The organism is Hyphomonas sp. CY54-11-8, assembly GCF_000682735.1.
Lineage (GTDB): Bacteria > Pseudomonadota > Alphaproteobacteria > Caulobacterales > Hyphomonadaceae > Hyphomonas.
On sequence record NZ_AWFD01000035.1, the window covers coordinates 48,811 to 75,301 of the forward strand.

Genomic DNA, 26,491 nt, shown 5'->3' on the forward strand with positions numbered 1-26,491 from the left:
GCTCCGTGAGAAACACGGATCCTGAAGGCATAAGGAAAGACAAGATGGCTCTGGCGACACGAATGGTTACCGGCGCTGCGGCAGTCCTGGCGCTGGCCGCCTGTTCGGGGCAGGACAGCGCTCCAACCGCACAGAAGGCGGCCTCGGTCGCCAAAGCGGACTGTATTCCGATCTCCGACGGCACCTACCAGATCCGCAATGGCAAGATCCTGGTCATGCGGGCGGACGCATCGTCCCGTCCTGAACCAGCCCCGATCACCGACATGTCGGGAGAACCGGTCGGCTGGGCGGCGAAACTGGAGCAGACTTTCGAAACCACCGGCTATCCCTGGCTTGGGCTGCAGGTCCGTGACGGCGTTGCTGCCGTCGTTGGGACAGCGCCGGGACTGGCCGCCCGGGACGTCAGCTTCCTTACGGCAAAAGCGGCGATCCAGAATGATCCGGAAGGCGCTGAAAAAGTCAGCCTGATCGTCAATGCGATGGCGGTCGAAGGGCGGGAGGACACGCTGGGGGCAGGCCTTACGCGTCTCATGAACAGCGACCTGTCGCTGGACGATTGCCAGGATGCTTTTGATCAGACCCTACGGGTCGACGACATCGATTTCCCGGTGAATATGGCCGCGCTGAATGCGGCTGAGCTGCCGGTGGTGGATACAGCGACCGGCATCGCCCGACTTTGTTCCGCCTACAATATCGAGATTGCCGAGCACACGGACTCGCGTGGATCCGACAGCTACAATCTCCAGCTGTCGCGTCAGCGCGCCGATGCAATCCGCGACTACATGATTGAACATGGTGTGGATGAAGCTGTCCTGACGGCCGAAGGCTATGGCGAATCCCGGCCGATCGACAGCGGCAATTCCGCAGCGGCCCGCGACCGGAATGAGCGGACAGAGTTCATCGTCACGGCGCGCTGACCGGGGAGACGCCGGCGGGTTTTCTCATCCGCTTCATTGACTGTTCATACAAACAGGGCCATGTGGCCCATGTCGACGCGCCGGAACCGGTGCATGGGGCAGGCAGCGTGAAACGTGCAGCGGGCATTCCCGCCGCGACCGGCCAGCCCCTTCAGGCATTCAATCAATGCCGTTGCCCCTGATCGCGCGGGGCTTCCACAAAATTAAACCCTCCAGGGCTGGCAGCGCGCAGGCATGCCGCGCGCCCGCTCGAATGAAAGACACTACATGACCAAGTTTTCAGACCTCGGCCTGAATCCGCTGCTGATGCGGGCAATTACGGAAGAAGGCTATGAAACGCCGACCCCGATCCAGGCACAGGCCATTCCGCTGCTTCTGGAAGACAAGGATCTTCTCGGCATCGCGCAGACCGGCACCGGCAAGACGGCAGCCTTCGCGCTGCCGACGCTCGACTTCATGCTTGAGTTTCCGCAGAAGCGCCGGGCACGGAGTGCCCGTGTCCTTGTGCTGGCGCCGACACGCGAGCTTGCCGGACAGATCGCAGAGAGCTTCCGTACCTATTCCCGCCACATGGACTGCAACGTGCAGACCGTATTTGGCGGCGTGAACATCAATGCTCAGCGCCGCGCCCTTCAGGGCGGTGCCGACATTCTGGTGGCAACACCGGGCCGCTTGCTGGACCTTGTCGGACAGAAGGCAGTCAGCCTTCAGGAAATCGAAGTCCTGATCCTCGACGAAGCCGACCAGATGCTCGATATGGGCTTTATCCACGACCTGAAGAAGATCGTGGCGCAGGTGCCGAAAGACCGGCAGACGCTGCTGTTTTCGGCCACCATGCCGAAGCTGATCTCCGATCTTGCCCAGCAATTTCTGGATAAGCCGGTACGCGTCTCGGTGACGCCGCCTTCCACCACGGCAGAGCGTGTGGACCAGGGCGTGTATCACGTGTCCAACAATGACAAGCTCGAACTTCTGTTTGATGTCCTGAACAATCCGGAAATCGACCGGGCCCTCGTCTTTACCCGGACGAAACACGGTGCCGACAAGGTTGTCCGAAAGCTTCTGGCCAAGGGCCTGGATGCGCGCGCAATTCACGGCAACAAATCCCAGCCCCAACGCATGAAGGCGCTGGATGCTTTCAAAAACGGCACCTGCAAGGTGCTGGTGGCAACCGACATTGCCGCCCGCGGCATCGACATCGACGGCATCAGCCATGTCGTGAACTTCGAAGTCCCGAACGTGCCTGAGCAATATGTGCACCGTATCGGAAGGACGGCTCGCGCCGGCCGGACAGGTCTTGCCGTCTCCTTCGTCGCGGAAGACGAGCGCTATTTCCTGCGCGACATCGAGAAGACGATCGATATGCAAATCGATGTGCTGAAGGCGCCGGAAGGCACCAAAGTCGATCTGTTGCCGACGCCTGACCCGAACGAGCGTCTCTACAAGCCAAAAGGCCCGGCGCGCGGTACTGGTGGACGTGGTGGCCAGCGCCGTCCGCCGAATTCTTCCCGCCCGCAGGGCAAGGGAAAGACTCAAGGCACAGGCAAGGCCGGTGGTAAGCCGGGCAGCCGTAGCCGCGGTGGCAAGAAGCGGAAACTGGAAGGTGCGCGCGGCTAGAGGCTGGCGCGCAGCTTGGCCCATTGGTTGGCGAGCTCGTCCCGGAAGTCAGGCGCGGAAATGGCGATCAGCCGTTCCGCGCGCTGGTCGATGTCGGCCGTGGTAAGGTCCGCAACTCCGTATTCGGTGACGACATAGCCGGCTTCTGCCCGGCTGAGCGTCACTGTGGGTGAGGCAAGCTGCACGACAATCCGGGACAGGCTGCCGCCACGGGCGGTGGCCGGCAGGGCAATGATGCTGCGCCCGCCTTCGGACAATTGCGCCCCGCGCACGAAGTTGCCGAGCCCGCCGGTGGAGGCAACCTGACGTCCCTTGACCCATTCGGAGTTCAGCTGTCCGAACAAGTCGACTTCCACGCCGCCATTAATGGCGGCAAGGCGGGGGATGGCGGCCAGCACAGGCACGGAATGGGTGACACTCACAGGCTGAAAATTGAAGCGCGCATCCTTTCCGGCTGTCGTGTAGAGCGGCGGTGTACCAATGGCCGTACCCGTCAGGATCGTGCCGGGCTCTGGTGCGATCGACCCGGCATTCAGCGCTTCCATCGTCGCGTCAGTGATCATGCCTGTATGAATACGGATATTTCGATGGTGCGCTGCCGCAGTCATCGCGATCTGCTGCACGCTGCCGATGCCGGACTGGATGGTGAACCCTTCATCCAGCAAAGTTGCGACATGTGCCGCGATCGCTTTTGATTCATCCGAGAGAGGCGGATCGGTGAGCGTGATGAGCGGCGCGGTGTCTTCCAGAACATCCGTAAAGTCCGAAAGAGGCAGGCGGGGGGCACTTGCCGGGAACGGCATGTCCGGCCGGACTACAGCAATCCGGCGGATATATCTGCGATCCGCGAGTGCCGGCGACATATCAGTGCCGAGGCTGAGTGAGACGTCTCCCTGCTCGTTCGGGGCAGAGACAGGAATGAAAGCGGCATCCAACGGAACCGACTTCAGCCATTCATAGGCTTCCGAATAATGGATGGGGCACAGCCTGTAACGACCTTCCTCGAATGCGGTGCGGTATTCCGAATAGAGGAATGTCCCTTCAGCAGACGCGTTCGGGTGAAAATCGGTCCAGGCTGTCCGGTTGATACCTGGCAGCCAGTGACCCACCAAGGTGGTGCCGTCCGCCAGGTCGGGTGTTTCGCGCAGGGCGTCCGCTACGCAGGCAGGTTCCGCCGGGCCGCCGGGCACATAAATACGCGGCGCGCCGTTTGCGGCGTCCCTCAACTCGGCAAGCAGTTGCTTTGCGCTTTTCATGCCGGCCTCACGGCGTGAGGATAAGACCGGAGGAGGGGCTCACATCCGCATCCAGCGTTTTCTGCCAGGCGGCAGAGATGGCTTCGTGTCCCTTGGCTTGTTTCGGTTTCACGAACTTGCGTGACGCCTTGTAGAAACTCAGGAGCGACTGGCCGAGCTTCGCATTGAGCGTGTTGGCCCCGAGTTGCTTGGTACGCTCCGCCGCATAGGTCGGTACGAAGAAGAACTCCGGCTGCGGATCGGGCAGCTGGATCGGGGTGCGATTGCCTTCCCAGTCCGTTACACCAATGACAAGGCTGCGCACGAGCCGGTCTTTCAGCGCATTGTGCACGTCTGCCGTCAGGGTGGGGCGGCCGAGAAAGTCGACAAAGGCGGTCAGTCCGCGTGCATGCAGACGGTCTACATCGCCATAGGTTCTCACCCGGCCATACAGCCCGGTAGATTCCACGAAGGATTTGTTGCCTTTGGAGGTCAGCCCCACGGTGTCCACATTGCCACGCTGTTTCAGGCAATGCGCGAGGGCGAGAGCGGTCTTAGAAGAGGCCGAAGATATCACAACCGTTTCCGGGATCGGATCACCGGTTTCCATCAGCGAGTCGTCGATCATCCATCCGGTGGTGAACAGCGGCCGGAACAGCATCTGTTGTGCCTCGGACTCAGCGTCGTAGGAAGGGTCCGCGGCTGTGAAGATATAGGTGTTGTAGATGGCGGCCATGGGCTGGCGGTGCGCAGCGCCGTCCACGAAGCTGGCTTTGCTCACTTTCGAGGGCTCGACATCGAAGCGATCCGAGATCGGAAGGTATCCGTAGACCCGCTGGCCAGCCGTCACGCCTTCGGCCTTGGACTCTTCAACCGTCGCAAAGCCCCAGACCGGGACGCGCCCGTAAGCCGGGTCAGCCGCCGGGAAGAAGTCCCAGTATTTCATCGCATCGCCAAAGGTGGCGTATGTGACATTGTTGGCGGTCAGGGCGAAGGCTTCGATCTTGAGCCGCGCGCAACCATCGGCCAGCGGTGTTGCGAGCCGGTCGGTCCATTTGACGTCGCGCAGGTCGTCGCGCCGGATGAGAAAATCGCTCATGTCTTTGCTTTCGGTGACTTTCCTGTAAAGGCCCCGATTCGAGCCTGCATGTCAGGCCCCACGCCCTCATTGTTAAGTATCTCCCATTGCAGGCCGCTGTCCATATCGCGTGCATCGGTGGCTTCCAGAAGCCGCTTGTTGGCCGCATGAGAAAAGGCAGAGTTTTCCGTGATCTGTCCGGCCAGTTTTTCAATTGCCGCGTCGAACTCGGCGTCCGGTACGACCATTTCGGCGAGTCCGATGCGGAAGGCTTCGTCTGCGCGGATCATTTCGGCGGTAAACATCAGGCGCTTTGCGGTCGCGATGCCGACGCGGCGGGGCAGGCGCTGGCTCATGCCCCAGATCGGCGTCAGGGCCCATTTGGCGTGTGTGTCGCCAAAACGCGCACTCTCGGCGGCGATGATGAAGTCCGCCGCCAGCGCGACTTCCAGCGCGCCGGTGTAACAGTGCCCGTGCACGGCAGCGATCACAGGCTTCGGCAGGCGCTCCATCAGGCGTAGCGTTTCCGAATGCCAGCCGCGGGACGGCACGGCTTCGCCCTCGGCAATGTCTGCCAGATCGTGCCCGGCGGAGAAGCACTTGCCGGCACCGCGCAGGACGACACAGCCAATGGAGTCGTCCTTGTAGAGATCGGACACGTGCGAGCGGAGCTCCCGGAACATGCCGACCGTCAGCGCATTCAGCTTGTCCGGGCGGTTCAGGGTCAGGATGGCGCAGCCATCATTGTCCTGCCGGGTAACGAGTGTATCTGTCATGATCCGAGATCCACCATGAGGCTGGAGATGGCGTGAACGAAATTGTTCGGCGCGATGGTCTGCTCGCCGGTCCATTTCACATCCGGGAAGCGCGTCAGAATTTGCCGGTAAGCCGCTTCAAGCTGCATGTTGGCGACGCGCTGGCCCAGGCAGACATGAGGCCCATGCCCGAAGGCGAGATGCTCCTTCGCGTTCTCCCGAGTGATGTCGAACCGGTTCGGGTCCGGGAATTTCGCCGGGTCGCGGTTCGCCGCAGCATAGTACATGACCACCTTGTCGCCCTCGGCGATGGGCTGGCCGCCGAGTTCGGTGTCTGCCGTTGCCGTGCGGCGCATATAGGTGACCGGCGAGACCATGCGGATCGCCTCGTGGACGAAGTTGGGAAACAGGTCGGGATTGGCCTGCAGCTTCGCCTTCTGGTCCGGGAATTCCGTCAGCAGACGCATCGTTCCGGAAAGAGAGTTCCGGGTCGTGTCGTTTCCGGCAAAGACAATCAGCAGCCAGGATCCGTCCAGGAATTCCGGGCTGAGCGGTTGGCCGTCGATCTCGACGTTGGCGATGGCTGACAGCAGGTCTTCTTTCGGCTCCTTGCGGCGTTCGGCCAGCAGGTGACGGCCGAAGTCGAACATCGCCTGAATCTCGTTGACGAACTCCATGATGTCTTCCGGCGTCACATTGCCGAGGCCTTCCTGCTGGGCCCGGTATTGCGATGTCTCCAGGAAGTGCATCCAGTGGACGAGCTTCGGCCGGTCGGCCGCCGGAACGCCGAGGATTTCGCATAGGGTGAACAGCGGCAGTTCGGCGGAGAACATCTCCACCATGTCCACGACGGGGCCTTGCTTCTCCATCGCGTCGAGCAGCTCGGTCACATAGGCATCCACGCGCTTGCGAAGTTCGGCGACGAAGCCGGGGCGGAAGAAGTGCATGTGCTCCATCCGCAGCGGCGTGTGATAGGGTCGGTCAAGATTGATCAGGCTGTTCAAGCTGGAGGAATGCAGCAGCGGATGGCGCGGCTGATCCGGCAGGCCATAGGTCATCAAGATGCCGCCGCGCTGGGACGAGAACGTCGCCGGGTCCAGTTCGACCTTCTTCACCAGTTCATACGGCGTGACGGCCCAGAAGCCGGCGGCGGCCTTTTCCGGATGCCACATGACCGGCGCTTTCTGGCGCATCATGGCGAAGGCTTCGTGCGTGTAGCCGCCATGACTGGAAAACACTTCCGGATCGGTCAGATCGACCGGCGGGGCGAGGTCGTAGACCGGTTCGTTGGCTGGCGCGTGGGGCGGCACCTCTTGCTGGTAGGTGTCGGTCACGTTCTGAAGCGTCATGCAATGCCTCCCTTATGGCGATGACCACGGGCGGCATTTTATGCGCCGTCTCAGCGTGGCTTGCTGCGTTTTCTGCTGCCTGACAGATTACCGGAAGGCGGCTTGGTGCCAAGGCGTGACTTGGGGGAAGTACGATCGGGGCTGGTTGACCATTCTTCCTCTGGCTTCCGGCCTTTTTTGCCGCGTGTTTTCGCCGCCGGTTTCGAGACAGGCTTCGGGCCGGGTTTGCTGTTCCTGACGGCCGGTTTCGACTGCGGAGGTGCGCCGCCGGTCCAGGCAGGCGCCGAGTGCTTGACGCCCTCGTACAAGTCGCCAACCGCTTGGACGAGCAGGTCAGGCGGGACTTCGTCCACCTGTCCCGGTTTCAGTTCCGCCAGTTCGAACGGGCCATAGGAGACGCGGATCAGCCGGTTGACCATCAGATCCAGCGACTCTAGCGCGCGGCGTACCTCCCGCTTCTTGCCTTCGGCCAGCGTCACCGTCAGCCAGTTGTTGGCGCCGGTCTCACGATCCAGCACCGCCCGGATCGGCTGGTATTTCACCCCCTCGACCGTGATGCCCTGGGCGAGCTTTTCGATCTTTTCCGGCGTCACGGTGCCATGGGCACGGACGCGATAGGTCCGTTCCAACCCGCTGGAAGGCAGTTCCAGAGCCCGGGCGAGGGCGCCGTCATTGGTGAGCAGCAGCAAGCCTTCAGTGGTGAGGTCGAGACGGCCGACCGTGACGACGCGGGGCAGCGTGCGGGGCAGTTCGTCAAAGATGGTCCGGCGGCCTTCCGGGTCCACATTGGTTGTGATCAGGCCGGAGGGCTTGTGATAGCGCCAGACGCGCGTTGCTTCCGGGGCGGAGATGGTGCGCCGGCCGACGCGGATCAGTTCCTTGCCGGTGACCTTGAAGGCCGGTGACGCCAGCTTCTTGCCGTCGACCGTGACCTTGCCTTCCTCGATAAGGCGCTCGACTTCGCGACGGGAGGCAACGCCAGCCCGTGCGAGATACTTCGCGATCCGCTCGCCTTCGCTCCAGTCGGTTTCTTCAGCCGGACCGCGTGGTGCGCTGGATTTACCCCGAGGGCCAGATTTGTAGTTGGGCTTGTCGCCCGGTTTGCCTCTCGCGCTAGCAGGCTTGCGGCGCAGGCGGCCCGTCTCTCGACGCTCCGTCATGATGGCTTCCTTTCAATGTCAGCGGCCCGAATCCGTCATCCGGGCCGTTGATGCAAGGGATTTTGACTGCCGGTTACTTCGACAGTTCAGTGATCAGCACATACCAATGGTCCAGTGCGCCGGGGATGGAGGCGACCGGCACACGCTCGTTCAGGCCGTGAGCATACTCGTCCGAAGGCTTCATGAAGATGCCGGTGACGCCATAGGTATCGATGCCTTCCTTGCGGAAGAACAGGCCGTCCGTCGTGCCGGCGGACATGGACGGGATAATCGGCAGTCCGGGGGCCTGGGCATCGACGGCCTTGCGCAGCGCGGTCATGACCTCCGGGTGCAGCGGTGAGGTTTCAGACTGCGGGAAGACTTCCGGGAATGTCACCTGTGCGCTCTCGCCCGCCAGTTCCTGCAGCTTCGCCATCACGTCGAGCGGCGGAATGCCGGGGAAGATACGGCAGTTGATGTTCGCCACCACGCTCTGCGGCAGGGCGTTTGGTGCATGGCCGCCGGTAATCTCGGTTGGCACGCACGTGGTGCGGACCTGACCGACATATTCCGGATGTTTCGACAGCTCTGCTGCGGCTTCGGCGTCGTCCGGATTTGTCGAGAAGCGCGCCATCGCCTCGCCCAAACCGCCTTCCGTGCGCTTGGCCGTTTCGGCGAAGAAAGCGCGCGTCAGTTCACTTGAGCGGACAGGGAACTGGTAAGTGCCGATCCGTTCCAGAACACCCGCCATGTCGACGATTGCATTGTGCGCGGTCGGGCGGCTGGAGTGGCCACCGGGATTGGTGATGGTGATCTTGAAGTCTGCATAGGTCTTTTCGCCAGCCTGCAGGCTGTAGAAGGCGAAGCTGCCATCCTCGTTCAAGGTGCCGCCACCTCCATCGGCGTTCAGTACGTAACGTGCATCCCGGTAGAGCGGTGCAATCGTCTCGGCTGTCTTTTGCGCGGTCTCTTCGTCACCTGTCAGGATAAGGATGATGTCGTTTTCGGGTTCGAACCCTTCGCGCTTTAGGCGCAGCAGTGTGGTGACCAGCATGGTGAGGCCGAACTTGTCGTCCAGCACGCCGCGTCCATAATAATAGGTGCCGTCGGTTTCCATTGTGAACGGCGCGCGTTCCCAATCGGCCGGGTTCGCCTCGACCACGTCCATGTGGGCGTTCAGCAGGATCGGCGCGTTGGAGTTCCGGCCGTGGTAGGTTGCGATCAGGGTCGCGGTCTCGCCCAATGGGACGATTTCAACGTCCTCCTCCGGAAAGCCGCCAGCCTTCAGTTCGCCTGCAAGGTATTCGGCATAAGCCGGGACCTGCCCGCGGCCTGCAACCGTGTCGTACGCCACCGATTTGCCGAGGATCTCGGTTGCCTTCTCGACATCGACCTGCTCGGCGTTGGCGAAAGTTGGGGTTGACACGCAGCCAACGAGGAAGAGCGCCGCAAGGCTGGTGAGGAGTTTCTGTGTCATTGCATGAAGGTCCGGATGGTTTGGTAAATCTGGATGAGGTTGGATCCAATCGCCAGGCCGATGATAATTTCAAGCGGAATCCAGACGGGGATGAGGCCGCGGGCGCGATTCTTGTCCTTGTCGACCAGCAGAGAGAGCGAGCGTCCAATGCCTGCGCCGATCCATCCGAGGGCGAGGGGTAAGGCGGCAAATCCGGCATAGATGGCGGGCAGGTAGATCGCGATCAGCAGCGCCGACAGGTGCGCCATCAGGAACAGGCCGCCATAGGTGGCGCGGAATTCCGAATAGCCGCCCGGGCGGGCCGGGTCAGGATCTTCGACGAGGCGCACGACACCGGACGCCCATCGCGGGGAGATCAGGGCGCCAAGCCCCATCACCGCGCCGGAGGCAAGGGCGATACAGGAAATGATCTGGCCATAATGCATGACGATTCATCCTCTCAGTCGGCAGGAACTTTATGCTGCTTTGCGCCTGTGTCTAACGGCCAGTTCAGTTGGCCACGACAAGAAAAAAGCGCCGGTCGTTTCGGACCGGCGCTGCAAGAGGGGATGGGTTAGTATGCCTACGCTTTACGTAGCTCTTCTTTCGGCGGACCGAATGCGTTGATGCTTGGGCGGCCGAGGAAGTAGCCCTGGCCGCGGCGGACGCCGAGCAGCTTCAGGGTACGTAGTTCGGCTTCGGTTTCGATACCTTCTGCAACGATCTGGGCGCTCGTCTCACGAGTATAGTGCAGAAGGGCAGAAATCAGTGCGCGGCGGGCAAGGTCGGCGTCGACGTTGCGCGTCAGGCTGATGTCCACTTTCACGAAATCCGGGCTCAGCTGGATGATGTGGCGCAGCGAGGAATGACCGGCGCCGGCATCATCGACTGCGATGCGCAGGCCGCGCTTGCGCAGCGGTGCCAGGCACTTCGTGAACAGGTCATAGTCCTCGATGATCGCGTGTTCGGTAATCTCAAGTACGATGCGCGACAGCGGAAGGCCGGAGAAGGCTGGCGCAAAGGCCGGGTTGATCACGGTCTGCGGTGAGGCGTTGACGGACACATACTGGTCTGCCGGCAGGACGTTCAGCGCCCGCACGGCATGCCGGATGGCCGCGAGTTCCAGTTCGGCGGCAAGGCCCACTTCGGCAGCTTCAGCGAACCAGATGTCCGGTGTGCGGTAAGGCTCAGCGGAGAAGCGGGACAGCGCCTCGAAGCCTTTCGGCTGCATGTCACCCAGGTCGACAATCGGCTGGTAGGCGATTTCGAAGGCTTTCTCTTCCAGCACGGACTCGATGCGGATGCGCTTCTCGCGCATGATGCGCTCGGTGCGGTGATTGGCATGAATCTGCTGCGTCGCGAGATTGGCGAACAGGCGCATCGTTTCCAGGTCGCGCGAGTTCAGGCTCGTATTTGGTTTCGGGCTGAGGCAGGCGAACATGCCGTAGATCGTGCCATCTTCCAGATGGATCGGAATGGCAATGTGAGACCCGATCGGAAGGGTGCGGGTGATCGGCAGGGAGGCAGCCAGCTGGTTCTCAGACGTGTCCGGGATCATTTGCGGCAGGCGGCCGGCGATGATCAGGCCGCAATAGCCTTCATCCATGCTGCGGCTGGCGCCGGCGCGGATCAGATGCTCATAACCTGGCGCATCGACATTGCGGTAAACGACGCGGCCGTTCACGAATTGCGAGAGGTAGGCCACCGGCATGTCCAGGTGTTCGCGGATTGCCCTCAGCGAAGACTCGATGATCTGCGGCGATGTATCCGACGGCCCCTTCAACATGGATGGGTCGAGTTGGAATGCGTTCATCAGTGCCCTCCCGGCGAGCGCCTGGTAAAAAGTAAATCCCCCTGCCGTCCTGGCAGCTACCCGGGAAACATAATTAGCTTTTTTTAAGCAAGCGGTGCCGGAAACGGGGGAATTCGGAAAAGAGAGTTGCCGACTTGGAAACCATGTTGAGCTAGGACAAGCTCGGCACATCAGGTGACGCCGGCTTCCTTCCAGGCTTCCTTGGGCCAGCGGCGGTGTTGCCAGAACCATTGGCCGGGATGGGCGCGGACCTGCGCTTCCAGGAATTTGTTGATCCGCGTGACCGAGCGCAGAATGTCGGCATCTGAATCGCCGGTATCTTCTGGCACATAGGGCTCGTGGAACTCGATCCGGAAACGGGCAGGGCCGGTGCGGATGGTTGAAACAGGTACAATTGGCACCTGGTATTTCAAGGCGAGGCGCGTCGGGCCCGGTGCGGTCATTGCCTCGCGGCCGAAGAAGGGGACGGCCACGCCTTCGTTGAATTTCTGGTCGTTCATCAGCGCGATGGGGGAACCCTTGGCAAGCGCCCGCATCAGTTCCCGCGTGCCGATGCCCTTCGGCGCGTTGATCGCCGTGCCGTAGTCATGACGCAGTTTCGAAATGCGCCGGTCGATGTGCGGATTGTTGAGCGCCCGGTAGGTCATCACCGCATGCGGGATCCGCTTGGTGATTGCGGCCGGCATGATTTCCCAGTTTGCGAAGTGGCCGGAGATGAACACCGCGCCTTTCCCGCTGTCGCGGATGCGGTCCAGGATATCGAGGCCGACGATTTCCACTCGTCCAGATGTGTACGGATCGATCTTTGGTAGGTGCGGCAGCTCGCCCGCTGTGCGCCCGGCAGATTCCCAGGCGGCGAGGGCGGTTTCTTCCACCTGCTCCTCCGTCCATTCGGGAAATGCCATTTTCAGGTTCCGCCGCATCGTCTTGTGCTGAGACAGTCGCGGGCCGATCTGGCGCAGCAGCCAGCCGCCAAAGTTGGACGCGCGTTCCGGCCCCATCGCCTTGACCGGTGCCCAGTAGATCCAGTCCCAGGCGATCGTTTCCAGCCGCCACTGGACCCGCTGCCAGAAGCTGGCACGGTTATCGATGTCCTTCGGGCGGACATATCCGGTTTTCTGCTGCGGATCGCTCATGCTTTATCCGGCGTGAGAACTGGCTTGAGAATTGGGGCGAGGAGCGCGGCGAGCGCTGCCTCATCCTCAAAGCGGGCTTCGACGGGAAAGACAAGAATGCGCGCGCGTTCTTCCGCAGGCAAGCGCACATGGTCTTTCGACGTTGTAATCAGGCGTGCCCCACGCTCGGCGGCGAGGTCATGCAGGAAGTTCAAATCGCCTGCAGTGTAGGCGTGATGGTCGCCATAGGGCACGCTGTCCTGTAGGTCAGCGCCGGCTGCGGTCAGGCTGTCGAAGAATTTCACCGGGCGGCCGATGCCGGCAAACGCGACCAGTGGGCCTTCAGGCACATCACCTGCGGGGGCCAGTCCGGCCCGTACCACAGGCAATCGCGACTTTTGTACCGCCGTCAGTTCCTTGCCTTCTCCCATCAGGATCACGCCATCGGCGCGGGCCAGGCCGTCGGCGACCGGTTCGCGCAGCGGCCCCTTGGGCAGAACGTGGCCATTGCCGAAGGGCGCGGCGGCGTCGATCACGATCAGGGAGAGGTCTTTGGCGACGGACGGGTTCTGGTGCCCATCATCCATGACGATCAGCTGGACGCCGTCTTCTGCCATGGTGCGGGCCGCTTCGGCGCGGTCTTTCCCGATCCAGGCTTCGCCTGTGGCGGCGAGCATCAGCGGCTCATCGCCAACGTCGGCGGAATTGTGTTTGTCCGGATCCACTTTCAGCGGGCCTTCAAGCTTGCCGCCATAGCCCCGCGAAAGGCTTGCCGTGCGCAGGCCGGCTTCGCTGGCCCTGCGGCGGATGGCTTCCACGACCGGGGTTTTGCCCACACCGCCAACCGTCAGATTGCCGACGCAGACAATCCGTACCGGGATGGATTCCGGTTTGGCGCGGGACAGCTTCCGGCGGATGCCGAAGGTGTAAAGCGCTGCGAGAGGCGTCAGCAGAAGACGGGTCAGCGGCGCAGCTTCGCGGGATCTCGGATCAAGGCCGGCCGACCAGAAGTGCGGCGCCTTCATTCCAGCAGCCCTTTTTCCGGGAGCAGCGGAAGAATGGCCCCCAGCGTCGCCTGCATGGGCGCGTCGGCCTCATATTCCAGAAGGTCGAGTGAGGAACTGGATGGCGGTGCCATGGTCACCAACGCGCGTCCGATGGCCTTGGGAGTCTTGAGCAGGCGGATCAAACCGCGCTCCGACAGGTCTTCCATCATATTGGCGAAGTTGAACACATCCGGACTGGAGACCACCGGCTTGCCGAGCCGGATCGGTTCCAGCGGATTGTGTCCGCCGACGTCCGGCGTGTGCCCACCGCCGAGATAGACGGCATCGGCGAGCCGGAACCAGATACCCATCTCGCCCATCGTGTCGGCCAGCAGGACTCTTGTATTTGTATTGGGTGCTTCCCCGCGTGAGCGCCGGGCGAAGGGAATGTTCCGGGCACGCAGGAGGTCTTCAATCAACGGGCCGCGTTCCGGATGGCGCGGGGCAATGATGAGGGCTGCGTCCGGCGCAGCTTTCATCGCATCCAGGAACAGGGCTTCTTCGCCGTTATGCGTGGAGGCGGCGAGATAGCATTTGCGCAGGCCCTTGAAGGATTCCTGCATCCGGCGCAGCTCAACATCATTGGCGGACGGCGGCGGCAGGGCAGATTTCAGATTGCCGGCACAGACGACAGGCTTCCCCATCAGGTTGGCCAGCCGCCGGGCGGTGTCCTCATCCGCCGCCAGCACGGCGTCGAACCGGCCGACAAGCGCCCGGAAGGTCTGGTGGAAGCGTTGCCAGCCCTGCGCGGACTTCTCGGTCATCCGTGCGTTGACCAGAGCGCGTTTTGCTCCGGCCTTTTCGGCTTCAAGGATCAGGTTGGGCCAGATCTCGCCTTCGCCGAAGATGCAGAGGCTGGGCTTCCAGTGCCGTATGAAACGCCGGGCAGCGGCCGGCGTATCGATTGGGGCCATTGTATAGACGGCGTTGTCGGGCAGCATCGGTCCCATCAGCTTGGCCGATGTCTGCGTCTGGCTGGTGAACAGCAGCATCAGGTCAGGCCGCTCGTCCAGAAGACGGTTTCCGAGTTCCAGCAGGAGGCGGCTCTCGCCGACGCTTGCCCCGTGCAGCCAGACCAGCACACCATTGTTGCGCAGCACGGGTAGGTGCCGCGCCATCCGCTCATTCCGGCGTGAGAAGTCTTCCTTGCCTTGTTTGACCCGCGCACTCAGCACAAAGCCCAGGAAAGGCGACAGCGCGCTGGTCAGAACGCGATACACGTGCAGCGCGAAGGTCATCTGGAAGCGGGATCCGTTTCTGTTTCCGATATGCGGCCGCACAGCATATCAGCCCGGCGGGTCACTTCATCAAGTCGAACCTGCAATTCGGCGCGCAGTGTTTCAGGGTCTGCAGAGCGGGGCGCTTCGACCGGCGCGCCCAGAATGATGGCGCCGCGGGAGAAAGGGAAGGGAATGATGAATCTGTCCCAGGTGTCCAGGCGCCAGCAGGGCTTCACGGACAGCGCGTAAGGCACGATTGGTGCCCCGGCCCGCTGCGCGATCATGATCGCACCGGGGCTGACGCGTTCGGCGGGGCCACGGGGCCCGTCCGGCGTAATGCATACGGCGCTGCCGCTTTTCAGCAGACGGGTGGCCTCTGCGATGGCCCGGGCACCGCCCTTGTCCTTGCGCTTTTTCTTGTTCGCCGCCGATCCGCGGATTGCGTGAAGGTCGAGATGATCGATCGCCCGGGCCACAGCTTCACCATCCGGCGACAACGAGATCAGCATTGCTGCGCGATTCACCCGGTCTTTCCAGCCGCGAATGAAGCGGATCCAGGCTGACGGCAGGATCATGATCCGGGAGTGCCAGGACGCGACCACGATGCCATCGTGGTCCCGCCATGCCTGACGGGCGGCAGGGTCCACTTCGACGGTCCAGCGGACTGTATGGGCCACCAGCGCCATCCATGCCCAGATCAGGCGGCCCAGGATGGCGGCGACGATGGAAGAGCGAAGCAGCGATTTCATCGCGCGGCTTATAGCGCGCTTTGCGGAAGGGACCACGCATTGTGTCAGGTGGCCTTGCTCGACGGAGACGGGAGGAACGGAAATGGTGGGCGATACAAGGTTCGAACTTGTGACCCCTGCCGTGTGAAGGCAGTGCTCTACCACTGAGCTAATCGCCCGTTCCGGAAGAGAGCGGGGTTAATCTGACTGAGTCGCGAGGTCAAGCGGGAAAGCTGAAGCGTGTGTATCAGCTTTCTGTCCCCCGATCAGGCTACATTCTCCTGCGAGTTGTGTGACACCCGAGTCATAGCTGCTATGCAATGATATGCTGCAATGCATGGTTTGGGAGCGGGATTTTCGGCGGGGGATTGCGGCGAAATCAAGGCTGTCACCTATCTGCGGGACAGGCGTGGTATAAGGGATTTACGCTTTTCTACAGGAACACCGTAAACATTGCCGTCATATTTCCACTATATGAACAAATGTTCATTCTGAACGTTTGTTCATCCTAGAACATTACGTTGGTTTCATTTGAAATAGGTCTTGAGATTGAACGCCAACATTGTCATTTTGCAGTCACACGAGACGGGCCGCGAACGGCTCGCAGAAATGTAGACCCTAAGAAGGACAGGCAGGGGCCCTTCGGCCCTGAAAAACAAAAGCGCCTGGAGAGAGAGAAAATGAAAGACTGGTGTGACGAAGAAGGCGCAAAGCGCCTGCGTGAGAAAATTGCTGCCTATTGGGCCGAGCGTGGCTACGAAGTGGATGTCGACCTCATCGACGCCGGCTTTGTGCCTGCCATGCGCAGCGCCCGCACAGATGTGCGCAGCAACATGGTGAACGGCATGCCCCGCCGCCGGATCAATCCGGATGCGTCGGCCGCACGTCCGAGCTATCGCCCGCGCGCAGAAGCCACTGCCTAACTGATCAGGCGCGAGAGCGCCGCCGGCAGTTGGGAATAGTGAGAGACGACGGCGTCCGCGCCAATCGCTTCCACTGTTTCGGCTTCATAGCCAAATGGCACAAATACGAAGGGCAGTCCGGCATTCCGGGCTGCCCTTTCGTCTGTGCGGCTGTCACCCACCATGATTGCACGGGCAGGATTTCCGCCCGCGGCCTGAACGGTCCGCACGATGTGGTCACCGTCCGGCTTTTTCGATGGAACGCTGTCGGCGCCGATAATGGCGGCAAAGCGGGGGCTGAGGCCCAGCGCCTCGAGTAATTTGTCGGAAAGATCCTGCTTCTTGTTGGTGCAGACCGACAGGATCGCGCCATCGGCGGCGAGACCGTCCAGAATTTCCGGCGCCTGGTCAAACGGGCGGGAGCCGATCGCGATGTGGTCTGCATAGTACACAAGGAAGCGTGCGAAGAGGCCTTCGAGTTCGGCGTCGGAGGGCGTCAGGCCCTGATGTGCCATGCCCTTCTGGATCATCGCCTTGGCGCCATGGCCGATCATGCCAGCAACGGTTTGAAGGTCCACGGTTTCCAGTCCGGCATGGTCCAGAACGTGATTGAGCGCGTTCAGCAGATCCGGCGCAGTATCCACGAGCGTGCCGTCGAGATCGAACACCACGGTCCAGCCGTCCAGCCATCCTGTCATGCTTGCTCCAATTCCCGCTCGCCCCTCGCCTTGAATCGGCCTTTGATCTAGGCGAATGGGCAGAAGAAAGCGAGAGGTCCCTGTCATGAGCCAGACTGCCAGACCCCGCGCCGCGGTAATCCTCGCCGCCGGCAAGGGCACGCGGATGAAGTCGAGCCTGCCCAAGGTGATGCACCCGGTCGGCGGCCGCCCCATGGTGGACTGGTCTGTGGACCTGGCCCGCAAGGCCGGCTGTTCGGAAATCGTGGTCGTTGCCCATCCATCGCAGGGCCTGCTGATCGAGCATATCGCCAGCCTACCAGGAGATATCCCGGTCGCCTTTCAGGACCCGCCGATGGGTACGGGCCATGCAGTCCGATGCGCAGCCGATGCGCTTGGTGGATTTAAAGGTGACCTTGTCGTGCTTTACGGCGACTCCCCGCTGGTTCCGGCAGACGCCATCGAAGAACTGTTCAGTTCGCTGGAAGAGGGCGCCACGGTTGGCGTGCTCGGCTTCGACACGCGTGAGCCGGGGCTCTATGGCCGCCTGATCACATCTGGCCACGGCGAGCTGGAAGCGATCATCGAGGCGCGTGAAGCAACGCCTGAACAGCTTCTGGTCACACTCTGCAATTCCGGGGTCATGGCGGCGGGCGCCGAGGACATGTTCCGGCTTCTGGAAAAAGTGACGAACGACAATGCCAAGGGCGAGTACTACCTGACCGACCTCGTCGGTCTGGCCCGGGCAGCAGGCAAGCGATGCCAGGCGGTCCGCTGCGATGAAGAGGATCTGATCGGCTGTGACTCCAAGGCGGATCTCGCCGAAGCCGAAGCCATCTTCCAGGCACGCCGCCGCAAGCAGGCGCTGGATGGAGGTGTAACCCTGATTGCGCCGGAAACCGTGTTCTTTTCCTATGACACGAAGGTGGAGCCGGATGTGGTGATCGAACCGAATGTTGTGTTCGGCCCGGGGGTCACGGTCCGGTCCGGTGCGCAGATCCGGGCGTTCAGCCATCTCGAAGGCGCGGATGTCGGCCAGTTTGCATCGGTCGGCCCGTTTGCGCGGCTTCGCCCGGGTGCGGTGCTGGAACAGGCAGCGTTTGTGGGCAATTTCGTCGAGGTGAAGAATGTGCGCATGGCCGAAGGCGCCAAGGCGAGTCATCTGTCCTATCTGGGCGATGGCGAAGTCGGCGCCGGTACAAACATCGGAGCGGGCACGATCTTCTGTAATTATGATGGCTTCTTCAAATACCGCACGACCATCGGCGACGGCGCTTTCATCGGGTCGAACTCTGCGCTCGTGGCGCCTGTCAACATTGGCGACGGCGCCTATGTCGGCAGCGGCAGCGTGGTGACCAAGGATGTCGAAGCCGGAGCGCTGGCCGTCGCGCGTGGCAAGCAGGTGGAACGCAAGGGCTGGGCAACGGCGTTCCGGGAAAAGATGATGGCGAGGAAAGCCGAAAAGAAAAAGGGCTGAGGATGGCAAATGAGCTGGAAAAGCAGAACGCGGCCGCCGCGGCGATGGAGTTCGTCGAAGACGGTATGACCATCGGTCTCGGCACTGGCTCGACTGCGAAATACTTCGTCGAAATGCTGGCGGAAGAGATTGCCGACGGCCTCGTCGTCCGGTGCATTGAGACCAGCGAGCAGACGCGCCGCCAGGCGGAGAGCCTGGGTATCCCCCTTATCCCGTCCGAACAGATCGAGCGTATCCACCTAACCGTCGACGGGGCTGACGAGGTGGACGAGCATGGGTTCCTGATCAAGGGCGGCGGTGCGGCTCTCTTGCGCGAGAAGATTATCGCCAATGCCAGCGATCACATGGTTGTGATTGCCGACCCTTCCAAACAGGTCGAACGCCTCGGAAAATTCCCTCTGCCGGTGGAGGTAACCCCCTTCGGCTACACAATCACCGCCAAGAAGGTTTATGATGCGCTCTGCTCCAGCGGGATCGACCGTCCGCGCGTGGAATTACGGGCCCAACCGGGCGGCCGGCTGGTCGTGACGGATGGCGGAAACTACATCCTGGATTGCCATTGCCAGCGCATTCCGGATGCAGAATCCCTGGCTGCGCGCCTCTCCGGCGTGCCAGGTGTCGTCGAACACGGATTGTTTATCGGCATCGCCCGGACGGTGATTATCGGCAATGAAGCCGGGGCGACGGTGTTTGAATTCTGATACGGCGCGCCCATATGCGCCCGCAGACACGCACAAGATTTTCAAGGACATGACCCATGGCTGAGCACGCTTACGACTTCGACCTGTTTGTGATCGGAGGCGGCTCCGGTGGGGTGCGCGCGGCGCGTATCGCAGCCATCGCCGGCGCGCGGGTCGGACTTGCAGAAGAATACCGGATGGGCGGTACCTGCGTGATCCGCGGCTGTGTGCCGAAGAAATTCATGGTCTATGCCAGCCAGTATGGGAAAGACATCGAGAAGTCTGCCGGCTATGGCTGGAGCGTTGGTGACGTCTCGTACGATCACGGAACATTCGCCGCCGCGATGCATGCCGAGGTCGATCGCCTGTCGGGCATCTATTTTCGCAACCTCAAAAATGCGGGCGTCGATATCTTCGAAGAACGTGCCGAGTTCGTGGATGCCCATACGGTTCGCCTGAAAAACAGTGGCAAGACGATCACCGCTGAGAAGATTCTGATCGCCGTCGGCGGCGCGCCCTGGCGCCCGTCCCGCGAAGAGCTGCCGGGCGTGGAACACACCATCACTTCGAATGAGGTGTTTCATCTGGAAGACCTGCCGAAGCATGTCGTGATCGCAGGCGGCGGTTACATCGCAGTTGAGTTCGCACACATTTTCGCCGGGCTCGGCGTGCCGACCTGCCTCGTCTATCGCGGCGAGGAGGTGCTGCGCGGCTTCGATGCCGATGTACGTACGGCGGTGCATGAAGGCCTGAAAGAAGCCGGCGTACGGGTTGTGACCGGCGCGGTGTTCGACAAGATCGAGAAGCGGGACGGTGCGGACCTTCCGCTTCACATTAAACTTTCGAGCGGCAGCCATATCGATGCCGATGTCGTGCTGATGGCCGTTGGCCGCCGCCCGAATACTGAAGGACTCGGCTGCGAAGCCGCCGGGATTGAGCTGGACGACAATGGCGCCGTCAAGGTGGACGAATGGTCCAAGACCAATGTCGATAGCGTCTGGGCTGTTGGCGACGTCACCGACCGTGTGGCGCTGACGCCGGTTGCGATCCGTGAAGGCCACGCCTTTGCCGATACCGAGTTCGGCGGAAACCCCTGGCACTTCGATCATTCGGATATTGCGACGGCCGTCTTCTCCCAACCGGAAGTCGGCACGGTCGGCCTCAGCGAGGCCGATGCCCGCAAGGCCTATGGCGCGGATATCGATATCTACAAGACCAATTTCAAACCGATGAAGAACGCCCTCAATGGCGATGCCAGCCGTGTACTGATGAAGCTGGTCGTGCGTGCATCGGATGAAAAAGTGCTCGGCGTTCACATGGTGGGCGACGATGCGGCTGAAATCATCCAGGCTGTTGGCATCGCCATCAAGATGGGCGTCACCAAGCCGGACTTTGACCGCACCTGTGCCGTACACCCCTCCGTCTCGGAAGAGCTCGTAACCATGCGGACGAAATGGGTGCCGGAAGTGACGAGCAACGCCTGACGCGGTCGCGCGTCATGTCATTGTTTCGCGCAAGTATCCGTTCGCCATCGAAGCCGATTGCTCCGAACGTGCTTTAGTGCGTCTCGTCGCAGAGCGTCTTCAGTTCCAGCGCAATCGTCTTCAGGCTTTCGCGGATCTGCTTCAGCCCGCCGCCGCGTCCCGAATGAATGACCAGCTGTTTCCAGGCCGGCTGCCCTTCCTGCGGCGGCTTGATGGCAAGGTGCTTTGATCGCGGCAGGGCCGATTTCAGCAAGGCATCCGACAGCTTGAAGCCGGCAACGTCATCGAACGCTCCATTCCGGGCATCGGCCTCGAATGTGGATTGCTCGGAGCGACTGACTGCGTTGAACAGCACGGAAAGAGCCGGGCGCTTTGCTGCCGGGATTTGCGTCCGCACGACCTGGTTCAGCAGCTTCACCCCGCGCAGGGAATAGATATCGGTGTGCATCGGCGCCAGAACGCGGTCTGCCGCTTCCAGCGCGCAGCGCGTCAGGAAGGTTGCGTTTGGGTTGGTATCGAACACGATCAGGTCATATTCGCTGCGATAGAAGTCCACCTGGCGCAGGAAGTGGAGCTTGATCTTTTCCAGGGCCTCATTGTCGGTGGCGAAGGCGTATTTCGAGATCTCGAACTGGCCGGAAATGATGTCGAACCGGCCGGGCGGGCTGTTGCCGTCTGCCATGAGGTCGTGGACGAGATAGTCCCGTGCAACCGGGGCAAAGGGCTCCGTCGACAGGTTCAGCCAGTGCTCCGCCGGGCTTTCCGCGTCGCGGGTATGCAGGCGCGAGCGTTCGAACAGCGAAATGACCGACCGGTCCGCTGCCGCGCTCTCGTCGGCGACGTCCATCTCATAGAAAGTCTGGGTCAGATTGTATTGCGGATCGAGATCGATCAGCAGGATGCGTCCGCCCGCCATGGCGTGCCAGGCGCCGAACACCTGCGCGGAGACAGTGGTCTTGCCGACCCCGCCCTTGAGGTTCATCACCGCGATGACCGGGCACTTCCTCTTGTAGGCATCCTGGGTCTGCTGGACAAGCTGCTCCAGACCGCCGGGCGTGGTGCTGGACAGGCGCAGATGCGGCTGGACTTCCTGCTTGAAGAAGCCGTTCAGGCGGGCCTTGTCGATCTGGTAGGGGATCAGCGGCAGGCCGCGGGCCTTGGCGCGCTCGATATCCTGCCGAACCGACTTCGAACGCACCGAGGAGGCCGAGACCAGCACGATCATCGCGAACGCATCGTCGATGTGTTCATTGTTGCGCTGACGGTCATTGTCGTCGTCAGGCGCGAATTTGACCGGAATGGAGGCGGCCCGCATCGCTTCGTGAAGCTTCAGCAGGTCGTCGAGGTCCAGCGTCGAGTGGGCGATGTAGACGTGAGACATGATCTCGCGGCGGTCCCTTCAGGCTTGCCTCAGGTCCTGTCTAAGTAAGGGGAGGCGGGGTGATTCCGCCAGCTTTCTGCTGTGAAATTGTGGTGAAACTTGAGCGATCGCCTGCCATGTGATTAATGCGGCCATCAATGGAGCGTAAGATGAGCAACTGGACCCCTTCCGACTGGCGCGAACTGCCGGCGAAGCACATCCCGGAAGATTACCCGGATACTGCAGCACTTGCTGCAGTAGAGGCCCGTCTGCGCTCGTTTCCACCGCTTGTTTTTGCCGGGGAAGCCCGACGCCTGAAAACACGTCTGGCCGAAGTGGCCGCAGGCGATGCTTTCCTGCTGCAGGGCGGCGACTGTGCCGAAAGCTTCAAGGAATTCCATCCGGACAACATCCGCGACACGTTCCGCGTGATTCTGCAAATGGCCGTCGTGCTCACCTTCGCCGCTGCCAAGCCGGTGGTGAAAGTGGGCCGTATTGCCGGCCAGTTCGGCAAGCCGCGGTCTGCTCCGATCGAGACGATCGATGGCGTGACGCTGCCGTCCTACCGGGGCGACAACATCAACGGAATGGATTTCACGCCGGAAGCCCGCATGCCCGATCCGGAGCGCCTGATTCAGGCCTACTCCCAGTCGGCAGCGACGCTGAACCTGCTGCGCGCCTTCAGCCAGGGGGGCTATGCCAGCCTCGCCAACGTGCACCGCTGGATGCTCGGCTTCGTGGATCGCAGCTCTCAGGGCGAACGCTATGAGAAGCTGGCGGACCAGATCTCGGCCTCGTTGCGCTTCATGGAAGCGGTCGGCCTGAACGCCGAAACCGTGCCTCAGATGGCGCAGGTGGAGTTCTACACCAGCCACGAAGCCCTGCTGCTTGGCTATGAGGAAGCGCTGACCCGCATCGATTCCACGTCTGGCGACTGGTACGATACGTCGGCCCATATGCTGTGGATCGGCCACCGGACCCGTCAGGTGGATCATGCCCATGTCAATTTCTGCAAGGGGATCAAGAACCCGATCGGCATCAAGTGCGGCCCCGGCATGGAGCCGGACGAGCTTGTCCGCCTGATCGAGACGATCAACCCGACAGACGAGGCAGGCCGGATCACGCTGATCACGCGCTTTGGCTCCGATGGCGTGGCGCAGGGACTGCCGCCGCTGGCACGTGCCGTCAAGGCAAGCGGCCGCACGGTGGTGTGGTCCTGCGATCCGATGCACGGCAACACGCTGAAGACCGACTCCGGCTTCAAGACGCGTCCGGTGGACCGTATCCTCTCCGAGGTGCGCCAGTTCATCGACGTCATGAATGCCGAAGGCTGTTACCCAGGCGGGGTTCACTTCGAGATGACCGGACAGAATGTCACCGAATGTATCGGCGGCGCGCAGGCCATCTCCGAGGACGACCTCTCCAGCCGCTACCACACGCACTGCGACCCGCGACTGAACGGTGAGCAGGCGCTGGAGCTGGCCTTCCTGGTGGCAGAGAAGCTTCAGGCGCTCGGCAACGGCAAGGACGCGGCCCGCAAGGCCGGCTGACGCACGCTTTAAAACCGGCCTTTCAGGCCGGGTGCGACAGCCAGATCCGTCTCCGTCAGGACACGGAAACTTTACAAGGCCGGACCTGATCCGGCCTTGCTTCGCACAACATAATTCAACAAGACACACAGCCCGGCGTATGACGCCGGGCAGAGGGTATTCCAATGCGGAGCATGAACTGGCCGGCCTGGGTCCGGCTTGGGGACATTATTGATTTGTTGCGCCTGTCGGTGCCGATTGCCATCTCGCGCATGGCGATGATGCTGATGAGCATGACGGACGCTGTGGTGCTCGGCCAGTTTGCGCCCGGAGAGCTGCCGTTCGTTCTGAACTCATGGCTTCCCATGGGCGTGACGCTGGGCTTCAGCATGGGCATCCTGATCGGGGTGCAGGTGCTGACGTCGGAGATGCTGGGCATCGGTCACCACGCCCAGTCGGGTCGTATCTTCCGGCGCGGGATGGTCGCGGCCATCGGGCTGGGCCTGGTCCTGCTGGGTATTGTGGTCCTGATCGCGGAACCGCTGTTTTACTGGCTATTCGTCGAAATCGCGCCACGCTCCAATGATGTCGGGCTGGCCGATCCGGAACATGTCGCGGCCTCAACAGCATCGGTTACGCGCATCCTGGCGCTGGCCTTGCCGGGCTTCACCATTTCGACTGTGTGCAGCCTTTATCTCGAGGCGCTGCGCCGGCCGACACTGGTAGCCGTCATCAGCTATGGCGGTGTGCTTCTGAACATCGTGCTGGACCTTGCCTATGTCGGCGGGTTCTGGGGCCTGCCCCAGATGGGCGCAGAGGGCGTCGCGATTGCGACGACCGGCTCGCGGTATGCGATCGCGGTCGTCATGTTCGTGGCGGTCCTCTTCCTGACGCCGGCCTTCCGCGCGTCGACCAAGGCGGAACCGGGCGAGGCGCGGCGCCAGTTTGAAGTTGGTATCGGCTCGGCCATTTCCAATGTGGCGGAATGGGGCGGGTTCAACCTCACCTTCACGATCGCGACCTGGATCAGCCTGGCCGCAAATACGGTGTATGGATACACGATCCAGCTCGTCGGCTTCTGCTTCATGTTCTACATGGGTATCGCCTCGGCAACGAGTGTCCGGGTGGCGGAAGCGTTCGGCCGTGGCAACAAGGAAGAGGTGGTCAATGCCGGCCGCCTCGGCGTGGCGGCGACGATCCTGACCGGTGTGACGCTGGGGCTCGGCCTCGTCATCTTCAGTGGGCCGCTTTCGGTGCTGCTGGTCGATGGCGAAGCGGTGATCGACGGTGTCCGGATTGCGCCGGCCATTGCATCGCTGTTGTTCCTGGCATCGGTCATGACGGTGTTCGACGGGATTCAGGCCACGGCGTCCTTCGCGCTGCGGGCACAGGAAATCGTCTGGTCGCCAAGCCTGATCCATATCGGCTCGTTCTTCCTGGTGATGCTGCCGGCCTGCTACTGGCTGGGCATCGTGCAGGGGCATGGGGCAAACGGCATGATGGAAGGCGCCCTGATTGGCGTGTTCGTAGCGGGGACGCTGCAGACGCTGATGCTGGAACTGAAAGCGGCGCGTCCTTTGAAAGGACACGCCGCCTGAAACTCTAATTGTTCCGGTAACGGATGACCGGTCCTAGAGATCCTTCATTGCGGAGGCTGGCTTGAAGGAAGCCGATGTCTTCTCCGGGATCTTGATCGGTTCACCGGTTGCCGGGTTACGGCCGGTGCGGGCATTGCGGGTTTTCGGCGCGAAAGTGCCGAAGCCTGCGATGGCGACCTGCTTACGCGATTTCACCGCGTCAGCGATCGTGTCGAATACAGCATCAACGGCCTTGCCGGCGTCGCTTTGCGACAGACCCGAAGCAGCGGCCACTGCCTTCGTAAGTTCACCCTTGTTCATACGGGTTCTCCTCTGAGTTAAACGGCGATGCCCCGCCGTTGGTTCGACTAGTCCACGATTCGGAAACCCTGAACACGCCGGATTCCCAATAAACACGGGCTATATGCCTGGAATCCAGCCCTCTTCGGCCTGAATTTTCGTGTTTTCTGCCGTATCCACGCTTTTGGCTGTGGAAAAAGCAGCTGGAAGGGCCCCTTTTTCGTCGAGGGAAGCGAAATAATGGGCGATTCCGCGGACCTGGGCCGCATCCGGTGTTTCGCCGGATTCGGGGGTTGCCTTGGTCAATGAGGGGTAAATCTCGGTCATCACGACCTTCACGTCAGTGAGCGCTTCCTCAGTCAGGGGCTCTGCGGGATCGAATTCGAACGGCCAGATCCGGGCATCGGGCCAGGCCTCGCGCAGGGCGTGGACATGCGGAATCCCGGTCAGGGACTGGCTGCCGACACTGCCGGTATAGGCCAGCTGCCAGACGGACTTCGGCTGGCCGATTTTATTGTCCCGGAGATAGGCTTCTGCGATGCGGTATTCCGACAGGGGCGCATCGGTGAAATCGGGTTTTGTGCTGCCCAGTGTCGAGACGACATCGCGCACCGGCGCGCCCCAGAAGGGAAACGGCCCCTTGGAGATCGCATAGTTCATGCCAGCGGCGATGGCGTAACGCGCATTGGAATTGTCGGGCTTGTCCTTCAGCTTCGCGGCGAGGTGCTCATGCATTGCCTGCCACGGTGCCTTGCCGTCCAGCTTGAGGCCGAGGGCCTCTGCCGTGCCGGCCGGATAGCCAAGCGAGAAGTCAAATCCCAAGAGAACACGGTCGCCGCGCTTCGTCAGCTTACCGACCATGTCCTCAAGGAAAGTGCGGGCTTTCAGACGCGTCTCGATATTCACGGAGCGGTACTGCAGCTTCAGGCGTGCGTCCTTGGCCAGGACCCCAATCCAGATCGAATTGGGCCCGGTCACAGGCTTGGACGCCGCGCTCCAGTCCACCATGATGTACGCGTCGAAAAGGGTCGCCATGA

The 26,491-nt window shown here is 61.8% G+C and carries 24 protein-coding genes and 1 tRNA gene; 8 read left to right on the top strand and 17 right to left on the bottom strand.

Features of this window, described 5'->3' with window-relative positions; all coding sequences use genetic code 11:
• Positions 1–44 precede the first annotated feature (44 nt).
• Both HY17_RS19645 and HY17_RS15215 read left to right on the top strand, forming a co-directional pair.
• Positions 45–917: an OmpA family protein gene (locus HY17_RS19645; RefSeq protein ID WP_065383177.1), complete on the top strand. Its 873-nt coding sequence runs from the start codon at positions 45–47 to the stop codon at positions 915–917.
• A gap of 267 nt (positions 918–1,184) precedes the next feature.
• A complete protein-coding gene (locus HY17_RS15215) occupies positions 1,185–2,534 on the top strand; it encodes a DEAD/DEAH box helicase (RefSeq protein WP_034768429.1) in 1,350 nt (449 codons plus the stop codon).
• Here HY17_RS15215 and HY17_RS15220 read toward each other — a convergent pair.
• The 13 genes from HY17_RS15220 to HY17_RS15280 all read right to left on the bottom strand — a co-directional run bounded on the left by HY17_RS15220 (position 2,531) and on the right by HY17_RS15280 (position 15,647).
• Complete coding sequence (locus tag HY17_RS15220; RefSeq protein ID WP_051600172.1) at positions 2,531–3,790, bottom strand: acetyl-CoA hydrolase/transferase family protein; 1,260 nt, start codon at positions 3,788–3,790, stop codon at positions 2,531–2,533. The genes HY17_RS15215 and HY17_RS15220 overlap by 4 nt on opposite strands.
• A gap of 7 nt (positions 3,791–3,797) precedes the next feature.
• Positions 3,798–4,868 (bottom strand): DUF2855 family protein, encoded by a 1,071-nt coding sequence (locus HY17_RS15225; RefSeq protein WP_034768200.1) that lies wholly within the window; start codon positions 4,866–4,868, stop codon positions 3,798–3,800.
• On the bottom strand, positions 4,865–5,623 hold the full coding sequence (locus HY17_RS15230; RefSeq protein ID WP_034768202.1) for an enoyl-CoA hydratase/isomerase family protein: 759 nt from the start codon (positions 5,621–5,623) through the stop codon (positions 4,865–4,867). Before HY17_RS15230 ends, HY17_RS15225 begins: the two co-directional genes overlap by 4 nt.
• A complete protein-coding gene (locus HY17_RS15235) occupies positions 5,620–6,951 on the bottom strand; it encodes a cytochrome P450 (RefSeq protein WP_034768204.1) in 1,332 nt (443 codons plus the stop codon). Before HY17_RS15235 ends, HY17_RS15230 begins: the two co-directional genes overlap by 4 nt.
• Before the next feature lie 50 nt (positions 6,952–7,001).
• Positions 7,002–8,111: a pseudouridine synthase gene (locus HY17_RS15240; protein WP_065383191.1), complete on the bottom strand. Its 1,110-nt coding sequence runs from the start codon at positions 8,109–8,111 to the stop codon at positions 7,002–7,004.
• 73 nt (positions 8,112–8,184) lie between these two features.
• Positions 8,185–9,567, bottom strand: a complete 1,383-nt coding sequence (locus tag HY17_RS15245; RefSeq protein ID WP_034768206.1) for a M20/M25/M40 family metallo-hydrolase — start codon at positions 9,565–9,567, stop codon at positions 8,185–8,187.
• Entirely contained in the window at positions 9,564–9,992 is a 429-nt protein-coding gene (locus HY17_RS15250; protein ID WP_034768208.1) for a hypothetical protein, read from the bottom strand. Before HY17_RS15250 ends, HY17_RS15245 begins: the two co-directional genes overlap by 4 nt.
• A gap of 137 nt (positions 9,993–10,129) precedes the next feature.
• Positions 10,130–11,359, bottom strand: a complete 1,230-nt coding sequence (locus tag HY17_RS15255) for an EAL domain-containing protein (protein WP_034768210.1) — start codon at positions 11,357–11,359, stop codon at positions 10,130–10,132.
• A gap of 170 nt (positions 11,360–11,529) precedes the next feature.
• Positions 11,530–12,495 (bottom strand): lysophospholipid acyltransferase family protein, encoded by a 966-nt coding sequence (locus tag HY17_RS15260; RefSeq protein ID WP_051600173.1) that lies wholly within the window; start codon positions 12,493–12,495, stop codon positions 11,530–11,532.
• On the bottom strand, positions 12,492–13,499 hold the full coding sequence (lpxK, locus tag HY17_RS15265) for a tetraacyldisaccharide 4'-kinase (RefSeq protein WP_034768211.1): 1,008 nt from the start codon (positions 13,497–13,499) through the stop codon (positions 12,492–12,494). Before lpxK ends, HY17_RS15260 begins: the two co-directional genes overlap by 4 nt.
• Positions 13,496–14,758, bottom strand: a complete 1,263-nt coding sequence (locus tag HY17_RS15270; RefSeq protein WP_034768213.1) for a 3-deoxy-D-manno-octulosonic acid transferase — start codon at positions 14,756–14,758, stop codon at positions 13,496–13,498. Before HY17_RS15270 ends, lpxK begins: the two co-directional genes overlap by 4 nt.
• Complete coding sequence (locus HY17_RS15275; protein ID WP_051600174.1) at positions 14,755–15,489, bottom strand: lysophospholipid acyltransferase family protein; 735 nt, start codon at positions 15,487–15,489, stop codon at positions 14,755–14,757. The genes HY17_RS15270 and HY17_RS15275 overlap by 4 nt, the downstream gene beginning before the upstream one ends.
• An 83-nt stretch (positions 15,490–15,572) precedes the next feature.
• Positions 15,573–15,647: transfer RNA gene (locus tag HY17_RS15280), tRNA-Val, on the bottom strand.
• A gap of 501 nt (positions 15,648–16,148) precedes the next feature.
• Between HY17_RS15280 and HY17_RS15285 the strand changes: the two genes are divergently transcribed.
• A complete protein-coding gene (locus HY17_RS15285; protein WP_034768214.1) occupies positions 16,149–16,391 on the top strand; it encodes a hypothetical protein in 243 nt (80 codons plus the stop codon).
• On the opposite strand, the gene HY17_RS15290 is transcribed toward HY17_RS15285, so the two are convergent.
• Positions 16,388–17,068: an HAD-IA family hydrolase gene (locus HY17_RS15290; protein ID WP_034768216.1), complete on the bottom strand. Its 681-nt coding sequence runs from the start codon at positions 17,066–17,068 to the stop codon at positions 16,388–16,390. The two genes, HY17_RS15285 and HY17_RS15290, sit on opposite strands and share 4 nt — an antisense overlap.
• 85 nt (positions 17,069–17,153) lie before the next feature.
• Between HY17_RS15290 and glmU the strand changes: the two genes are divergently transcribed.
• Genes glmU through gor form a run of 3 tightly spaced genes read left to right on the top strand, consistent with a single transcriptional unit; the run spans position 17,154 to position 20,688 of the window.
• The gene (gene glmU, locus HY17_RS15295; RefSeq protein WP_034768218.1) at positions 17,154–18,524 is read left to right on the top strand and encodes a bifunctional UDP-N-acetylglucosamine diphosphorylase/glucosamine-1-phosphate N-acetyltransferase GlmU; all 1,371 of its coding nucleotides are present in this window, start codon (positions 17,154–17,156) and stop codon (positions 18,522–18,524) included.
• Between the two features lie 2 nt (positions 18,525–18,526).
• Complete coding sequence (gene rpiA / locus HY17_RS15300; protein WP_034768221.1) at positions 18,527–19,225, top strand: ribose-5-phosphate isomerase RpiA; 699 nt, start codon at positions 18,527–18,529, stop codon at positions 19,223–19,225.
• Positions 19,226–19,281: 56 nt separating this feature from the next.
• The gene (gene gor, locus HY17_RS15305; protein WP_034768222.1) at positions 19,282–20,688 is read left to right on the top strand and encodes a glutathione-disulfide reductase; all 1,407 of its coding nucleotides are present in this window, start codon (positions 19,282–19,284) and stop codon (positions 20,686–20,688) included.
• A gap of 73 nt (positions 20,689–20,761) precedes the next feature.
• On the opposite strand, the gene HY17_RS15310 is transcribed toward gor, so the two are convergent.
• On the bottom strand, positions 20,762–22,069 hold the full coding sequence (locus HY17_RS15310) for a ParA family protein (protein ID WP_034768224.1): 1,308 nt from the start codon (positions 22,067–22,069) through the stop codon (positions 20,762–20,764).
• Between the two features lie 149 nt (positions 22,070–22,218).
• Here HY17_RS15310 and HY17_RS15315 point away from each other — a divergent pair, with 149 nt between their 5' ends.
• Both HY17_RS15315 and HY17_RS15320 read left to right on the top strand, forming a co-directional pair.
• On the top strand, positions 22,219–23,598 hold the full coding sequence (locus tag HY17_RS15315) for a class II 3-deoxy-7-phosphoheptulonate synthase (RefSeq protein ID WP_034768226.1): 1,380 nt from the start codon (positions 22,219–22,221) through the stop codon (positions 23,596–23,598).
• A 164-nt stretch (positions 23,599–23,762) separates the two neighbouring features.
• Entirely contained in the window at positions 23,763–25,175 is a 1,413-nt protein-coding gene (locus HY17_RS15320) for an MATE family efflux transporter (RefSeq protein WP_051600175.1), read from the top strand.
• A 33-nt stretch (positions 25,176–25,208) separates the two neighbouring features.
• Here HY17_RS15320 and HY17_RS15325 read toward each other — a convergent pair whose 3' ends face one another.
• The gene (locus HY17_RS15325) at positions 25,209–25,475 is read right to left on the bottom strand and encodes an HU family DNA-binding protein (RefSeq protein ID WP_034768228.1); all 267 of its coding nucleotides are present in this window, start codon (positions 25,473–25,475) and stop codon (positions 25,209–25,211) included.
• A gap of 99 nt (positions 25,476–25,574) precedes the next feature.
• A complete protein-coding gene (locus HY17_RS15330; RefSeq protein ID WP_034768230.1) occupies positions 25,575–26,489 on the bottom strand; it encodes a hypothetical protein in 915 nt (304 codons plus the stop codon).
• Positions 26,490–26,491: the final 2 nt, after the last annotated feature.